The following is a 15,054-nucleotide window of genomic DNA, read 5'->3' as shown; positions in this document are numbered from 1 at the left end:
ATCAGCGGCAAGGTCCGACACCGCCAAGCGATGATGCGCAAACAGCGCTGGCCGGGCAAGCCTGCAGTCAGAGCCTTTTAGCGCGGCGCGCGCTTGGCGAGGATACGCTGCAGCGTGCGGCGATGCATGTTCAGCCGGCGCGCGGTTTCCGAGACGTTGCGGTCGCACATTTCATAGACGCGCTGGATGTGCTCCCAGCGTACCCGGTCGGCCGACATCGGATTTTCGGGCGGTGCTGCGCGTTCGCCCGCCGTGCGGGTCAGGGCTGCAAAGATGTCGTCGGCGTCGGCCGGCTTCGACAGATAGTCGATAGCGCCGAGCTTCACCGCCGTCACCGCGGTGGCGATGTTGCCGTAGCCAGTGAGGATGATGGCGCGGGCATCGTCGCGCTTCTCGCGGATCGCGGCGACGACGTCGAGGCCGTTGCCGTCGGCCAGCCGCATGTCGACCACCGCATAGGCCGGCGGATTGGCGCGCGCCTTGGCAACCGCTTCCTCGACGCTCTCTGCCGTCTCGACGACAAAACCCCTGGTTTCCATGGCGCGGGCAAGCCGCGTCAGGAACGGCTTGTCGTCGTCGACGATCAGCAGCGAGGTGTCCTCGCCTTCGACCATTGCGCCAATCGTTTCGTCAGTACTCATCGTGCTGAAAATCCTGCTGCCTGATTTTTACGCAAATATAGTTTCGCAACGCTATTGTCCAATTTAGGCCGTGTCGAACATGGTGGCCGAAGCCTGCTCGGGATTGAGGAAGACGCTGCGCGGCCACGATATCTGCACGATAGCGCCCTCGCCGGGCTCGCTCGAATTGCGGAAATCGAGCGTCGCGCCGGAGCGTTCGAGCAAGGTCTTGGCGATGAATAGGCCGAGGCCGAGGCCGCCGCCGGCTTCGGTGCCTTGTCGCGTTGACATATAGGGTTCGCCGATGCGGTCGATGATCTCGGGCGGAAAGCCCGGCCCGTCGTCGATGATCGTGAAGCTGACAACGGCCTCGGTCCAGCTCCAGCGCACGGTGACATTCTTGCGGGCGAAGTCGACGGCGTTCTCGACCAGATTGCCGAGGCCGTAGATGACGCCGGGATTGCGCCGGCCCACCGGTTCCGGGCCGATGCGCTCGCCCGGCCGAAGCTTGATCGAAATGCCGAAATCGCGGTGCGGCGCCGTCACCTCTTCGACCAGCGAGGTCAGCGGCAGGCGCGAGAGGTGCACCTCGCTCTCGGAGGAAAGGCTGGTCAGGCGCTTCAGGATTTCGCGGCAGCGCTCGCTCTGCGAACGCAGCAGCTTCACGTCCTCGCCATATTTCGGATCTTGGCCAAGCGCCTTCTCCATCTCCTTGGCGACAAGCGCGATCGTGGCGAGCGGCGTGCCGAGCTCGTGCGCGGCGGCGGCGGCGAGGCCGTCGAGGGCCGAGAGATGCTGCTCTCGCTGCAGCACCAGTTCGGTGGCGGCAAGCGCGTTGGCAAGCAGCCGCGCCTCCTCGGCCACCCGGAAGGCATAGATCGCGGTAAAGGCGATGGAGCAGAACACCGCCATCCACATGCCGGCGACATAGATGAACGGCATCGCCAATGGCGCGCCCTCATGCCAGGGCAGCGGCAGGTGGTAAAAGACCAGCAGCGTCGCCGCCACGATCACCAGCGCGCCGAGCATGGCGGTCAGCCGCAGCGGCAGCGACGTCGCCGAGACGACGACGGGCACGGTCATCAGCAGCGAAAACGGATTGGTGAGACCGCCGGTCATGTAGAGCAGGCCGGCAAGCTGCAGGCTGTCGAAGGTCAGGATGGCAAAGGCCGAGAGCGGGGTAAGCCGATGCGCCGCCGGATAGCGGAAGGTCAGCAAAAGGTTCATCCAGGCCGAACAAGCGATCAGCGCAAAACACATGCTGACCGGCAGCGGAAATTTCAGCCCGTAAGCGACGACAAGCACGGTCAGGCTCTGGCCGACGATGGCAAGCCAGCGCAACCTGATCAGCGTGTTGAGGCGCAGCCGCTGGCTTTGCTGGAAGTCGGGTGCGTGCAGGATGTTTATCATGGCCAATGATTATAGAGGGGAAACAGCCGGAGGTCTTTTCCGAAAAAGCGCCGAAGCTGGCCTTCCGTTCGGGATAACAGTCCGGGAATCATTAGGTACCGCGCGGTTTGGCGCGGCTCGTGGCGGCGGCGAGAAGCGGGTTCTCCGGCCAGACATGCCTGGGATAGCGGCCGCGCATGTCTGTCCGCACATCGGCCCAGGAGCCGCGCCAGAACCCGGGCAGGTCGCGCGTCGTCTGGATCGGCCGGTGCGCCGGTGACAGCAATTCGAGCGTCAGCGGCACAGTGCCGTTGGCGATCGCGGGATGCCGGTCGAGGCCGAACAGCTCCTGCACGCGGATTGCCAGTACCGGCCATTCGCCTTCATAGCGGATCGGCAGCCGACTGCCCGACGGCGCGTCGAAATGGGTCGGCGCCAATGTGTCGATCTTGCGCTGCAATTCGTGCGGTACCAGCGTCATCAGGCCTTGCGAAAGCACGCTGGGATCGATCGCGGCAAAGGATGCGGCACCGGAAAGGAACGGCAGCAGCCAGTCGTCGAGGCGCTCGACGAGCGCCGCATCGGAGACATCGGGCCATGGCGCACCGAGGCCGCGATGCAGCCAGCCGAGCCGCTGCCGCAACGTCTCCGCTTCCCTGCTCCACGGCAGCAGCGACAGGCCGTGTTCGCGCAAGGCGTCGAGAATGGCGCTGTCTGCGTCGGCACCGGTCGGCGCCGGCAGCATGCGTTCGGACAACGTGATGGCGCCGAGCCGAACCGTTTCGCGCACCCGCACCGCGCGCCTATCGCGGTCGAAGCTCACCTCGCGGCGAGTCTCGATCTTTTCCGCCAGCGCGGTGCGGATGTCGGCCTCGTCGAGCGCCGCCGCCGCGGTGATGCGGGCGTTCTGCGCCTTACCCTGCAGATCGGCGACGACGAGCCAGGTCTCGCCGGCCAGCGGGTCGGAGGCGTCGAGCATGGCGCCGGAGCCGTTGGCAAGCACGAAGCGGCCACGCTCGCCGCGAGCTTTAGCGACCCGGTCCGGCCAGGCATGGATGAGGAGAGCGCCGGCGGTGCTGCCCTCTCCCTTGAGGGGAGGGTCGATCCGCGTAGCGGACCGGGGTGGGGTCGGTTCGGGCACGCCATCGGCGACCCCGCCGCGTCTCCCTCGTCTCGCTGCGCTCGGCTCGCTCGCCGACCCTCCCGTCGAGGGGGAGGGTGAAGCCTGCTTTGCCAACCTCTCGGCCAGCTGCCGGGCAGCGGTGGCACGCGGCGATCTTTCGGCATGAAAGCGCATCAGCCGCCGTTCGAGATCGGCACCATCGCCGCCAAGGCCGCGCTCGGTGAGCAGCATGGCCAGCATCGCCGCCTCGAGCGCCTGGCCGGTCCTTGCCGCCTCGGCGACCATGTGGGCGAGCCGGACCGGCAGAGCCAGCTTGCGCACCGCGGCACCGGCCTCCGTCAAGCGCCCTGCCGCATCGACGGCATCGAGCGCGCGCAGCAGCGCCCTTGCCTCGTTGAGCGCCGGAGCCGGCGGGGGGTCGAGGAAGGACAGGCTCGTCGGATCGGCAACGCCGAACGCCGCGCAATCGAGCAACAGGCCGGAGAGATCGGCTTCGAGGATTTCCGGCGGCGTGAAGGCCGGCAGTGCCGCGGTCTGCTCGGCCCGCCACAGCCGGATGGCGACGCCCGGCTGTGTGCGCCCGGCACGGCCGGCGCGCTGGTCGGCGGAAGCGCGGGAAGCACGCACCGTCTCCAGTCGCGTCAGGCCGCTGGCCGGCTCATAGCGCGGCAGCCGCGACAGGCCGGAATCGATGACGACGCGCACGCCGTCGATAGTGATCGAGGTTTCGGCGATCGACGTCGCCAGCACCACCTTGCGGCGGCCGGGCGGCGCCGGCTTGATCGCCGCGTCCTGCGCCTTGTTGTCGAGCATGCCATAGAGCGGCACGATGTCGGTGTCGGCGCCGACCTTGCCCGCCAGCCGCTCGGCGGTGCGCTCGATCTCGCGCTGGCCAGGCAGGAAGGCAAGCACGCTGCCCTCCTCCCCGGCAAGCGCCGAGCGGATCGCCCTTGCCATGGCATCCTCGATGGTGACGCCGGCCGGCCGCTCGTCATAGCGGATGTCGACCGGAAAGGCGCGGCCTGCGCTCTCGATCACCGGCGCGCCGGACAGCAATTTTGCGACACGCGCACCGTCGAGCGTCGCCGACATCACCAGCAATCTGAGGTCGGGCCTCAGCGCACTTTGCACGTCGAGCGCCAGCGCCAGCCCGAAATCGCCGTCGAGCGAGCGTTCGTGGAACTCGTCGAACAACACCGCCGCGACACCGGGCAGCTCGGGATCGTCGAGGATCATGCGGGACAGCACGCCTTCGGTGACGACGAGAATCCTGGTCTTTGCGGAAGTGCGGTTTTCCATGCGCATGGCATAGCCGACGGTTTCACCGGGCTCTTGGCCGAGCAATTCGGCCATGCGGCGGGCGGCAGCGCGGGCGGCGAGGCGGCGCGGCTCGAGCAGAATGATTTTTCCGGCGCCGAGCCATTCAGCGTCGAGCAGCGCCAGTGGAACCAGCGTCGTCTTGCCGGCACCGGGCGGCGCCACCAGCACGGCGCTATTGCCATGGCCGAGCGCTTCATTGAGCGCCGGCAAGGCAGCGGAGACCGGCAGGTCCGGCAAAGGTTTTGTGGTCATTGTCCCAAGGATGTGCAGCCAGTTGGCAGCGACCGCATATCAGCGGTGGCGGTCGCGGCGCAACCTCGGCGCCGACTCAAAGCCTGGTCCGCGAAAACGGGTTCCAGCGCACGGTGCCGAGCCGCACCTCCTCGCGCACCATCGTCAGCAGACCGGAACCGCCGACCACGGCCAAGCCGACCAGCGACAGAAAATCCGGATATTCCCTGAAGAACAGCGCACCTAGAACCACCGCCCAGACGATTTGCGAATAATGCGTTGGCGCGATGCGGTTGGCCGGCGCGTATTTGACCGCCAGCAGATGCAGCAACTGACCGCCGGCGGTAAAGGCGCCGGCCAGCACCAGCCACGCCCATTGCCTGCCATCCGGCAGCGAGAACGAGGTAGCCGCCGCACCGACGCCGTTGAAGAGCAGGCCGTAGCCGATCAGCACGCCGAGCATCGTCGTGCGCTTTTCCTGCGCGGCGAGCGAACGCATCAGGATGACATTGGTAGCGGCCAGGAAGGCGATGATGAACGCCGCCAGATGACCAAGATGCAACTCGCGAAATCCCGGCCTGACGACCAGCATGACCCCGGCAAAGCCCGCGACCACCGCCAGCCACCGCCACGGGCCGACCTTCTCCTTGAGGACCAGCGTGGCCAGGATGGTGACGAACAGCGGCGCCAGGAAGATCAGCGCATAAACTTCTGCCAGCGGTATGGTGGTGAAGGCGTAGACGCTGAGCACGCCGGAGGCGATGCCGGCCCAGGCGCGGGCCTGCACCGCCCAGGGCCGGGTCGTGCGCCAGAAATCGCGCCAGCGCTCGCCTGGCGGCCTGGCAAAGAGCAGAAAGCAGCCGGCAAACAATGTCGAGAAGAAGCCGATCTCGAAGACGTTGAACTGCCCGCCGAGGCTTTTGACAACCGCGTCGCTGCACGAATAGCTTGCATAGGCGATGAGAGCGAGCAGAATTCCGTTGGGCACGTTTTTCCAGTTCCGGGAGAGATGAGAGTGAAGATACTGGCGCTTGGCGCGCATCCGGACGACATCGAGATCTTCATGTTCGGTACGATGGCCGCCTATGCCGCGCAAGGCGCAGAACTCTTTTTTGCCATAGCCACGGATGGCGCCAGGGGCGGCTATGGCGATCCGGCCGCGCTTGGCCGCACGCGCCGCAAAGAGGCGACGGCGGCGGCCGGTCTGCTTGGCGTGATGCCGCGCTTCCTCGACTTTCCCGATGGCGCGCTGGTGGCGGACGCCGCCCTGATCGGGGCGCTGAAAGCACTGATCGGCGAGATTGGGCCGGATCTGGCGATTACCCATGCGCCGAACGACTATCATGGCGACCACCGCGCGCTGTCGGACGGCGTGCGCATCGCCGCGTCATTCTCGGTGCCGGTACTGCATGCCGACACGCTCGGCGGCACCGGGTTTTCGCCGACGCACTACGTCGATGCCTCCAGGCATTTCGATCTCAAGGCGGAGGCGATCCGGGCGCATCAGTCGCAGGATCCCGAGCGCTTCGTCGACGCGGCGCGCACGCAGAACGCCTTTCGCGCCGGCCAATGCAACGGCACAGCCGGAGCGTTCGCCGAGGCTTTTCGCTTCGAGCCGGTCTTCCCCTTTGCCGACATCCGCGCCCTGCTGCCGCCGCCCCCAGCGATCCGTCCGGTGACGATCAGCAACAAGACGGTGACATAGGCAGGCCGCCGCAACTCCCACATTGCTCCCCGATTCGACATGCTGCGGTGCAGCAACGAATTCGCTTGCCTTGTTTAGTAAAAATTGCATCACTAAACAAATTACTAAACATCCGACGCATTGCCGCGCCGTTGTGTTTAGGCCCCGGAGGAGGGGTTCAGCGGGCTCTTGAAACCGTCATCCGGACGCGTTTCGCAAATGGGAGGAAGGCATGAAATCGACCTTGAAACTGGCGTTGGGACTGGCATCGACACTCCTCGCGTCGACAGCCGTTTCGAACGTCGCGCAGGCAGAAGATCTGACGCTTTGCTGGGCAGCCTGGGACCCGGCCAACGCGCTTGTGGAATTGTCCAAGGACTTCACCAAGGAAACCGGCATCGGCATGAAATTCGAATTCGTGCCGTGGACCAATTATGCCGACCGCTTTCTCAACGAACTGAATTCGCACGGCAAGCTATGCGACCTGATCATCGGCGACAGCCAGTGGATCGGCGGTGCCGCCGAGAACGGCCACTACGTCAAGCTGAACGACTTCTTCGACAAGGAGAAGATCAGCATGGACGATTTTGTGCCGGCGACCGTCGTCGGCTACTCGGAATGGCCGAAGAACTCGCCGAATTACTGGGCGCTGCCGGCTATGGGCGACGTCGTCGGCTGGACTTACCGCAAGGACTGGTTCTCCAAGCCGGAGCTGCAGAAGGAATTCAAGGAAAAGTACGGCTGGGATCTTGGCCCGCCGACGACTTTCGACCAGCTGAAGCAGGTCGCCGAATTCTTCCAGAAGCGCGAGATCGACGGCAAGACCGTCTATGGCGCGTCGATCTACACCGAGCGCGGCTCGGAAGGCATCACCATGGGTGCCATGGACGTACTCTACAGCTTCGGCTTCCAGTACGAAAACCCGAAAAAGCCCTACGAAATGGAAGGCTTCGTCAACTCCGATAAATCGGTGAAGGGCTTGGAGTTCTACAAGGCGCTCTATGATTGCTGCACACCTCCCGGCGCCTCGAACAGCTACATGGGCGAAGGCGTCGACGCCTTCAAATCCGGCCAGGTGGCGATGCACATGAACTTCGCCTTCACCTGGCCAGGCCTGCAGAAGGACGAAAATGTCGGCGGCGACAAGATCGGCTATTTCGTCAATCCCAAAGGTCCCGACGGCGACCAGTTCGCCCAGCTCGGCGGCCAGGGCATCTCGGTGGTCTCTTATTCCGACAAGCAGGAAGCCGCACTCAAATACATCAAATGGTTCGCCAACAAGGACGTGCAGTCCAAATGGTGGTCGCTCGGCGGCTATTCCTGCCTCAACGCGGTCGTCAAGGACCCAGGGTTCCCGGCCAGCCAACCCTATGCGCAGACCTTCCTCGACTCGATGGCCATCGTGAAGGACTTCTGGGCCGAGCCGAGCTATGCACCGCTGCTGCAGGCATCGCAGAAGCGCTTCCACGACTATGTCGTTGCCGGGCAAGGCTCGGCCAAGGACGCGCTCGACGGCCTCGTCAAGGACTGGACCGAGGTCTTCCAGGACGATGGCAAGATGTAACCGGATGTAACCGGCTCCTCCCGAGCCCATGACCGAACTGTCCCGTGCCGCCCTTGGCACGGGACACAGTTCAGATAAATTCCACTGTCGAGACGATCCAAGTGACCGAAGCAGGACTGACCATGCTCAATCGGACGGCGGACAGCGTTGCCCGGGCTACGCCTGAGCCGTTGGCCCGCAAGGTCCGGGGCATCAGCGACAAGGGCCTCGCCTGGCTGTTCATCTCGCCGACGATCCTGTTGCTTCTCGCCATCAATATCTTCCCGCTGTTCTGGGCGATCTATCTGTCCTTCACCAACTTTCGCGCCAATCGCCCCAACGAGGTGGTGAAGAACCTTGGGCTGGCCAACTACAAGCGCATCCTCGCTGACCAGGACATCTGGATCGCCATGCAGACGACGGCGCATTTCGTGTTCTGGACCATCCTGCTGCAGACGCTGATCGGCTTTACGCTGGCCTGGCTGATCGACCGTAAGTTTCGTGGCCACGCCTTCTGGACGACCATCATCCTGGTGCCGATGATGCTGTCGCCGGCGGTGGTCGGTAATTTCTGGCGCTTCCTCTACGAGCCACAGATCGGGCTGTTCGCCTACGCCGTTTCGTTCGTCACCGGCATTCCGGCAACCGAAATCAGCATGCTGTCCAACGTCTCGCTGGCGCCATGGTCGATCATCATCGTCGATACCTGGATGTGGACTCCCTACGTGATGCTGATCTGCCTCGCCGGCCTGCGCTCGATCCCCGAATACATCTACGAAGCGGCCGAGGTCGACCGCGCCTCCAACTGGCGGCAGTTCTGGTCGATCACGCTGCCGATGGCGCTGCCCTTCATCATGCTGGCGGTGCTGTTTCGCGGAATCGAGAACTTCAAGATGTTCGACATGGTCAATTTGCTCACCGGCGGCGGGCCGGGATCGACCACCGAAGTGGCCTCGATCACGCTGAAGCGGCAGGCCTTCGAAAGCTGGCGGACAGGCTATTCCTCGGCCTTCGCCATCATCCTGTTCGTCGCGGTGTTCGGCCTGGCGAACATCTACGTCAAGGCGCTCAACAAGGTGAAGCAGAGATGAGCCTGACGTCAGCCCATTCGGTCGTCGCACCCTCGGCCACGTCGAAGCGCGTCGCCGGCACAATCATCGTCGCCTACGCGTTGATCTCGATCGTGCCGCTGCTGTGGATCTTCGCCACCAGCTTCAAGACGCCGCCGGATTCGATCGCCTATCCGCCGAAGATCCTGTTCCAGCCCAGCGTTGAGGGCTACTGCAACCTGTTCACGACGCGGACAAGGCAGACGCCGGAATACATCAACTCGCTGGGGCCGGCGACGGGCCTTTGCGACGAGACGGTGCGCAAGCGCAACATGGTGATCGCCGGCCCCTCGAACTTCATGCCGCGCTTCGTCAATTCGCTGATCATCGCCTTCGGCTCAACCTTTTGCGCAGTGTTCCTCGGCACGCTGTCGGCCTACGGTTTTTCGCGCTTCAAGGTGCCGCTCGCCGACGACCTTTTGTTCTTCATCCTGTCGACGCGGATGATGCCGCCGATCGCTGTCGCCATCCCAATCTACCTGATGTATCGCGAGCTTGGCCTGTCGGACACGGCTCTCGGCATGATCCTGCTCTATACGGCGGTTAACGTGTCGTTGGCAGTGTGGCTGCTGAAAGGCTTCATCGACGAGATCCCGCGCGAATATGAAGAAGCGGCGATGATCGACGGCTACACCAGGCTGCAGGCGTTCTGGCGCACGGTACTGCCGCAGGCGACCACCGGTATTGCCGCAACCGCCATTTTCTGTCTGATCTTTGCCTGGAACGAATATGCCTTCGCTGCGCTACTGACCTCGGGCACGGCGCAGACCGCGCCGCCCTTCATCCCGACCATCATCGGCGAAGGCGGCCAGGACTGGCCGGCGGTCGCGGCCGGCACAACGATCTTCCTGGTGCCGATCCTGGTCTTCACTATCCTGCTTCGCAAGCAATTGCTGCGCGGCATCACCTTTGGCGCGGTGCGCAAATGAACCTGACCGCAAAACGCAAATCGCGCTGGCCCGTTTGGGCCAGGCGCGGGCTGATGGAAAACGTCGCCACCGCGATCATCGCCATCGGCTTCCTGATGCTGTTCCAGCCCTTCGCACTGGCGCTCTACACCTATTCCTTCATCACCATGCTTGCCGGCACGGCGATGTTCATCATCGTCTCGAAATTTCCGGAGTAGACGATGGCCGAGATCAGGATCGAACATCTGAGGAAGGCTTTCGGCGATTTCGTCGCCGTGCAGGATTCCAACTTCGTCGTCGAGGACGGCGAGTTCTTCGTCATGCTGGGGCCGTCGGGCTGCGGCAAGACGACGACGCTTCGCATGATCGCCGGGCTCGAACTGCCGACCGGCGGCAAGATCCTGCTTGGCGGCGAGGACGTCACCATGCGGCGTGCCCGCGAGCGCGACATCGCCTTCGTCTTCCAGCTGTTCGCGCTCTATCCGCACATGAATGTGAGAAAGAACATCGGCTTTCCACTTCTGGCGCAAGGCATGCCAGGCGCTGAAATCCGGAGCCGAGTGGAAGAGACGGCGAAGCTCTTGCGGATCGACCATCTGCTCAACAAATCCGTCTCCGGGCTTGCCGGCGGCGACCGCCAGCGCGTGGCGCTCGGCCGCGCCATCGTGCGGCGGCCAAAGTGTTTCCTGATGGACGAGCCGCTCGGCACGCTCGACACCGAATTCCGCGACCTGATGGTCCATGAGCTGCGCGAATTGCACAACCGCATCCACGCCACCACCGTCTATGTCACGCACGACCAGATGGAAGCGATGTCGATGGCCGACAAGATCGCGGTGATGAACCATGGCGTCATCGAGCAGTTCGGCACGCCGCGTGAGATCTACGACCGGCCGGCGACGATGTTTGTCGCCGACTTCATCGGCTCGCCGCCGATGAATTTCCTCGGCTTCGGCGGCGGCCTTTCAAAGGGCGCCAGGGAAATTGTTGTGCAAGGCGCGAAGGTGGCCGTGCCGGAAGTGCGCGAGGATGTTGCACCGGCCGAGATGGCGCTTGGCATCCGACCGGAGCACATCCGCTTCGACGACGCCTCGAAGCTGCGCGGCGCCATTTACGGCACCGAGTATCTCGGTACCACGCAGATCGTGGCGGTGGAGACGGCAGACGGCATCATCAAGGCCAGGGTGCCGGCCGAAATCCGGCTCAATCCGGGCGATCATGTCGGCCTGGCGCTGAGCAGCGCGCGGCTGTCGCTGTTCGCAAAAGGATCCGGCCGTGCGGTGCGCACCGAAATCCATGAGTCGGCCTCCCAGGGGAGAGCGCATCATGGCTGACGTTCACATCAAAGGCGTGACCAAGGTTTTTGGCGAGCATGTCGCCGTCGACAATCTCGACCTGCATATCGCCGACGGGGAATTCGTCGTGCTGCTCGGGCCGACTGGCGCCGGCAAGACGACGACGCTCAGGCTGATCGCTGGGCTGGAGCGGCCCGAAGCGGGCTCGATCCATATTGCCGGCCACGACACGACGACGCTGTCGCCGGCCGAGCGCGACACCGCTTTCGTGTTCCAGCAATATTCGCTCTATCCGCATCTGTCGGTCTACGACAACCTCGCCTTTCCGCTACGCTCGCCGGCGCGCAAAATGCCGGAGGATCAGATCCGCCGCCGCGTCGAGGACGTGGCCAAGATGGTGCGCATCCACCACAAGCTGAATAATCGCTCGACCAAACTGTCGGGCGGCGAGATGCAGCGCGTCGCCATCGGCCGCGCTCTGGTGCGCAAACCGTCGATCTACCTGATGGACGAGCCGCTGTCGTCGCTCGACGCCAAGCTGCGCGCCGATCTCAGGCTCGAGCTGAAGCGCATCCAGGCCGAACTCGGCGCTACAATGCTCTACGTCACACACGACCAGATCGAAGCGATGACCATGGCCGACCGCATCGGCATCCTCGCCGACGGCGTGCTGGTGCAGATCGGTTCGCCGCGCACGATCTATTCTGAGCCGGCAAACCTTCACGTCGCGGCAAGGCTAGGCCAACCGGCCATCAATTTGTTGCCGGTCGGACTGCTGCCGGATGGCGGCGCGCCGGCGGGAACCAAGACGATCGGAGCGCGCACCGAACATCTTTCGATCGAGAAGGCGGCGAACGGCCATGCCGACGGCGTCGTCGATTGGGTCGAGCATCTCGGCGACCAGAACCATCTGCACGTGACGGTGGGGACCAAGAAGCTGGTGACGCTGACCGACCCCGACACCGACCTGGCGCAGGGCGACAAGATCATGATCCGCTATCGCTCGCCGCTGTATTTCGGCGCCGATGGGCGACGGCTGATGTGAGCGCTGCGCGAGTGTTTTCCTGGCACCTTTCAACCGGCAATTTCGGGCACCGGACTGGACCAATTCGATGAAGCATTTTTTCAATCGCAGGGATACGATCGTAACTGAGGCACTGGACGGCTTTCTCGGCACGACCGGCGCCGGCGATCTCGCTCGCCTCGACGGCTATCCCGAACTCAAGGTCGTCCTCCGTGCGGACTGGGATAAGAGCAAGGTCAGCATCATCTCCGGCGGCGGGGCCGGGCACGAACCCGCGCATGCCGGCTTCGTCGGCGTGGGCATGCTGACGGCGGCAGTATCAGGCGAGATCTTTGCTTCGCCGAGCGTGGAAGCAGTATTGGCCGCCATCCGCGCGGTAACCGGTCCCGCCGGGTGCCTGCTGATCGTCAAGAACTACACCGGTGATCGCCTCAACTTCGGCTTGGCAGCCGAGAAGGCGCGTGCCGAAGGCTTCCGCGTCGAGATGGTGATCGTCGCCGACGACATTGCCCTGCCGGATATTGCCCAGCCGCGTGGCGTTGCCGGCACCTTGTTCGTGCACAAGATCGCCGGCCACCTGTCGGAAGCCGGCAACGATCTGGCGACGGTTGCCGCTGCGGCGCGGGCCGCGGCGGTGGACATCGTTTCACTCGGCATATCGCTGTCGTCCTGCTCGATCCCCGGCCAGAGCCATGACGAAAGATTTGGCGCCGACGACGCCGAACTCGGCCTCGGCATCCATGGCGAACCGGGCGTTGAGCGGATTGCGGTGCAAAGTGCCGAAAGGCTGGTTGCGATCATGTCGGAGCGCCTTGCCGCGCGGCTCGATCCCGCCAGTGACTACGCCTTGCTGATCAACAATCTCGGTTCGGTGCCACCGCTGGAAATGTTGCTTGTCGCCAATGCGGTATTGGCATCACCGCTGGCACGAAAGGTGACGCTGACAATCGGGCCCGGGCAGCTTATGACGGCGCTCAACATGAACGGCTTTTCCCTGTCGCTGATCCGGCTCGATGCGCCGCGCGAAGCAGCGTTGCGGGCACCGGTAGGCCCTCACGCCTGGCTGCCGGCAAGAGCCGTTCGCCCGGTGAACGTCGTGCCGGTGGCCAAAACCGCCGGCCGGAGCAACGCGTCGAAAGCCAGCCAGGATGCACGCAGTGAACGGCTGGTGGTAGCCATCTGCGAACGGCTGATCTCGCTTGAAGACGCGTTGAACGGACTGGATGCCAAGGCGGGAGACGGCGACACCGGATCAACTGTGGCGGCCGGCGCGCGGAGCGTGCTTAGCCGCCTTGAGACACTGCCGCTCGCCGACCCTGCCGCAACGCTCGCCACCGTGGGCGACATCCTGAGCGCCAGCATGGGCGGCTCCAGTGGCGTACTGCTGTCGATCTTCTTTACAGCCGCCGCGCAGGCGTTGGCGTCTGGCGCAACTTTTCCCAAGGCACTTCTCGCCGGCCTCGATCGGATGTCCTTCTATGGCGGAGCGAGGGTCGGCGATCGCACGATGATCGATGCCCTGGAACCCGCCTTGAGGGCGCTGGATAGCGGCAGTCTGGAAGATGCGGCGGTCGCGGCGCAACGCGGCGCCGAGGCCACCGCTGCCATGCGCAGGGCCAAGGCTGGCCGGTCCGCCTATATTGGCAGCCAGCTCGACGGCGTGGTCGACCCCGGCGCCTTTGCCGTCGCCGAGGTCTTCAGTGCCCTCGCTGCGTTGCTCGAACCCGCTTGACTGGGGAAAAGAATGCTTCGATTGCCGGATATGCAATTTTCTCGTACTGCCGGCAGCGCAGGGGCCAGGAGCATGGGTGATATGGCGGCAGCGGATCTTTCCAGGCTGATCGAGGCGGCGGCAAACACCATCGCCGCCCATGCCGAAGAGCTGACCAGGCTCGACCAGGCGATCGGCGACGGCGACCATGGGCTCAACATGAAACGCGGCTTCGAGGCAGTGCGGGCCGAGGCCGGCGCGTTCGCGGCAAAGCCGTTGCCCGAGGCGCTGAAGGCGATCGGCACCAAACTGGTGATGACTGTCGGCGGAGCCTCCGGACCCCTGTTCGGCACGCTGTTCATGGCGCTCGGCAAGGAGATTTCCGCCGCGCCGGATCGCGCCAATCTGGCTGCGGCCTTCGGCAAGGCGATCGAAGCGGTAGCCGCCAGAGGTAAGTCGCAGGCCGGGCAAAAAACCATGCTCGATGTGCTGCAGCCGGTGCATGAGGCCCTGCTGCAGGGAAGGGCGGCAGCGGACATCGCCGAGGTCGCTGACAACGCAGCCGAGGCGACCGTGCCGATGAAGGCGTTGCGTGGGCGCGCCTCCTTCCTTGGCGACCGTTCGATCGGTCATATGGATGCCGGCGCACGCTCGACCGCGCTTCTGGTGCGGGCCGTAGCCGAGATAATCGAGAGGCGCGCATGAGCAATGTCGGCATCGTCATCGTATCGCATTCGCCGCTGGTCGCCGAAGGCACCGCCGATATGGTGCGGCAGATGGTCGGCGACGAAGTGCCGCTTGCATGGTGCGGCGGAAACGGCCATGGCGGGCTGGGAACCAATGTCGAGGCGATCATGGGCGCCATCGACAAGGCCTGGTCGGAGGCGGGTGTCGCCATCCTCGTCGATCTCGGTGGCGCCGAGACCAATAGCGAGATGGCGGTCGAGATGATCGGCGAACCACGCGCCCAGAAGATCATCGTCTGTAATGCGCCGATCGTCGAAGGTGCGGTGATGGCGGCGACCGAGGCTTCCGGCGGCGCCTCGCTCACGGAAGTGGTGGCGACGGCGCACGAATTGTCGCCGTCGTGAACGAAC

At 64.4% G+C, this 15,054-nt stretch carries 14 protein-coding genes; 10 read left to right on the top strand and 4 right to left on the bottom strand.

Features of this window, described 5'->3' with window-relative positions:
* Window positions 1-77 precede the first annotated feature (77 nt).
* The 4 genes from NKG95_RS24740 to NKG95_RS24725 form a co-directional block, all read right to left on the bottom strand.
* On the bottom strand, window positions 78-641 hold the full coding sequence (locus NKG95_RS24740; protein ID WP_023676342.1) for an ActR/PrrA/RegA family redox response regulator transcription factor: 564 nt from the start codon (window positions 639-641) through the stop codon (window positions 78-80).
* A gap of 63 nt (window positions 642-704) precedes the next feature.
* Entirely contained in the window at window positions 705-2,030 is a 1,326-nt protein-coding gene (locus tag NKG95_RS24735; RefSeq protein ID WP_353026319.1) for an ActS/PrrB/RegB family redox-sensitive histidine kinase, read from the bottom strand.
* 91 nt (window positions 2,031-2,121) lie between these two features.
* Window positions 2,122-4,704 (bottom strand): ATP-dependent helicase HrpB, encoded by a 2,583-nt coding sequence (gene hrpB / locus NKG95_RS24730; protein ID WP_353026321.1) that lies wholly within the window; start codon window positions 4,702-4,704, stop codon window positions 2,122-2,124.
* A gap of 76 nt (window positions 4,705-4,780) precedes the next feature.
* Window positions 4,781-5,671, bottom strand: a complete 891-nt coding sequence (locus tag NKG95_RS24725) for a DMT family transporter (protein ID WP_352640679.1) — start codon at window positions 5,669-5,671, stop codon at window positions 4,781-4,783.
* 27 nt (window positions 5,672-5,698) lie between these two features.
* On the opposite strand from NKG95_RS24725, the gene NKG95_RS24720 reads away from it, so the two are divergent.
* The 10 genes from NKG95_RS24720 (at window position 5,699) to dhaM (ending at window position 15,048) form a co-directional block, all read left to right on the top strand.
* A complete protein-coding gene (locus tag NKG95_RS24720) occupies window positions 5,699-6,388 on the top strand; it encodes a PIG-L deacetylase family protein (protein ID WP_353042797.1) in 690 nt (229 codons plus the stop codon).
* Window positions 6,389-6,599: 211 nt separating this feature from the next.
* A complete protein-coding gene (locus NKG95_RS24715) occupies window positions 6,600-7,931 on the top strand; it encodes an ABC transporter substrate-binding protein (RefSeq protein ID WP_353042796.1) in 1,332 nt (443 codons plus the stop codon).
* A gap of 122 nt (window positions 7,932-8,053) precedes the next feature.
* The gene (locus NKG95_RS24710; RefSeq protein WP_031211681.1) at window positions 8,054-9,001 is read left to right on the top strand and encodes a carbohydrate ABC transporter permease; all 948 of its coding nucleotides are present in this window, start codon (window positions 8,054-8,056) and stop codon (window positions 8,999-9,001) included.
* Window positions 8,998-9,948, top strand: coding sequence for a carbohydrate ABC transporter permease (locus NKG95_RS24705; protein WP_023717959.1), 951 nt, complete (start codon window positions 8,998-9,000; stop codon window positions 9,946-9,948). The genes NKG95_RS24710 and NKG95_RS24705 overlap by 4 nt, the downstream gene beginning before the upstream one ends.
* A complete protein-coding gene (locus tag NKG95_RS24700; protein ID WP_023717960.1) occupies window positions 9,945-10,145 on the top strand; it encodes a hypothetical protein in 201 nt (66 codons plus the stop codon). The genes NKG95_RS24705 and NKG95_RS24700 overlap by 4 nt, the downstream gene beginning before the upstream one ends.
* A gap of 3 nt (window positions 10,146-10,148) precedes the next feature.
* On the top strand, window positions 10,149-11,261 hold the full coding sequence (locus NKG95_RS24695) for an ABC transporter ATP-binding protein (protein ID WP_023717961.1): 1,113 nt from the start codon (window positions 10,149-10,151) through the stop codon (window positions 11,259-11,261).
* On the top strand, window positions 11,254-12,267 hold the full coding sequence (locus tag NKG95_RS24690; protein ID WP_023717962.1) for an ABC transporter ATP-binding protein: 1,014 nt from the start codon (window positions 11,254-11,256) through the stop codon (window positions 12,265-12,267). Before NKG95_RS24695 ends, NKG95_RS24690 begins: the two co-directional genes overlap by 8 nt.
* Before the next feature lie 67 nt (window positions 12,268-12,334).
* Window positions 12,335-13,978: a dihydroxyacetone kinase subunit DhaK gene (locus NKG95_RS24685; protein WP_353042795.1), complete on the top strand. Its 1,644-nt coding sequence runs from the start codon at window positions 12,335-12,337 to the stop codon at window positions 13,976-13,978.
* An 81-nt stretch (window positions 13,979-14,059) separates the two neighbouring features.
* Window positions 14,060-14,662 (top strand): dihydroxyacetone kinase subunit DhaL, encoded by a 603-nt coding sequence (gene dhaL, locus NKG95_RS24680; RefSeq protein ID WP_353042794.1) that lies wholly within the window; start codon window positions 14,060-14,062, stop codon window positions 14,660-14,662.
* Window positions 14,659-15,048: a dihydroxyacetone kinase phosphoryl donor subunit DhaM gene (gene dhaM, locus NKG95_RS24675; RefSeq protein WP_353042793.1), complete on the top strand. Its 390-nt coding sequence runs from the start codon at window positions 14,659-14,661 to the stop codon at window positions 15,046-15,048. The genes dhaL and dhaM overlap by 4 nt, the downstream gene beginning before the upstream one ends.
* The last annotated feature ends 6 nt before the right edge of the window (window positions 15,049-15,054 follow it).

Source organism: Mesorhizobium sp. M1423 (assembly GCF_040317575.1).
Classification (GTDB): domain Bacteria; phylum Pseudomonadota; class Alphaproteobacteria; order Rhizobiales; family Rhizobiaceae; genus Mesorhizobium.
The sequence above is the reverse complement of the archived record's forward strand: the minus strand, read 5'-3'. Positions and strand labels throughout refer to the sequence as shown.

What these genes read in the sequence shown, in the direction of transcription:
- NKG95_RS24740 (WP_023676342.1), bottom strand. Translation starts at nt 641, where the DNA reads ATGAGTACTGACGAAACGATTGGCGCAATGGTCGAAGGCGAGGACACC.
- NKG95_RS24735 (WP_353026319.1), bottom strand. Translation starts at nt 2,030, where the DNA reads ATGATAAACATCCTGCACGCACCCGACTTCCAGCAAAGCCAGCGGCTG.
- hrpB (WP_353026321.1), bottom strand. Translation starts at nt 4,704, where the DNA reads ATGACCACAAAACCTTTGCCGGACCTGCCGGTCTCCGCTGCCTTGCCG.
- NKG95_RS24715 (WP_353042796.1), top strand. Translation starts at nt 6,600, where the DNA reads ATGAAATCGACCTTGAAACTGGCGTTGGGACTGGCATCGACACTCCTC.
- NKG95_RS24710 (WP_031211681.1), top strand. Translation starts at nt 8,054, where the DNA reads ATGCTCAATCGGACGGCGGACAGCGTTGCCCGGGCTACGCCTGAGCCG.
- NKG95_RS24705 (WP_023717959.1), top strand. Translation starts at nt 8,998, where the DNA reads ATGAGCCTGACGTCAGCCCATTCGGTCGTCGCACCCTCGGCCACGTCG.
- NKG95_RS24700 (WP_023717960.1), top strand. Translation starts at nt 9,945, where the DNA reads ATGAACCTGACCGCAAAACGCAAATCGCGCTGGCCCGTTTGGGCCAGG.
- NKG95_RS24695 (WP_023717961.1), top strand. Translation starts at nt 10,149, where the DNA reads ATGGCCGAGATCAGGATCGAACATCTGAGGAAGGCTTTCGGCGATTTC.
- NKG95_RS24690 (WP_023717962.1), top strand. Translation starts at nt 11,254, where the DNA reads ATGGCTGACGTTCACATCAAAGGCGTGACCAAGGTTTTTGGCGAGCAT.
- NKG95_RS24685 (WP_353042795.1), top strand. Translation starts at nt 12,335, where the DNA reads ATGAAGCATTTTTTCAATCGCAGGGATACGATCGTAACTGAGGCACTG.
- dhaL (WP_353042794.1), top strand. Translation starts at nt 14,060, where the DNA reads ATGGCGGCAGCGGATCTTTCCAGGCTGATCGAGGCGGCGGCAAACACC.
- dhaM (WP_353042793.1), top strand. Translation starts at nt 14,659, where the DNA reads ATGAGCAATGTCGGCATCGTCATCGTATCGCATTCGCCGCTGGTCGCC.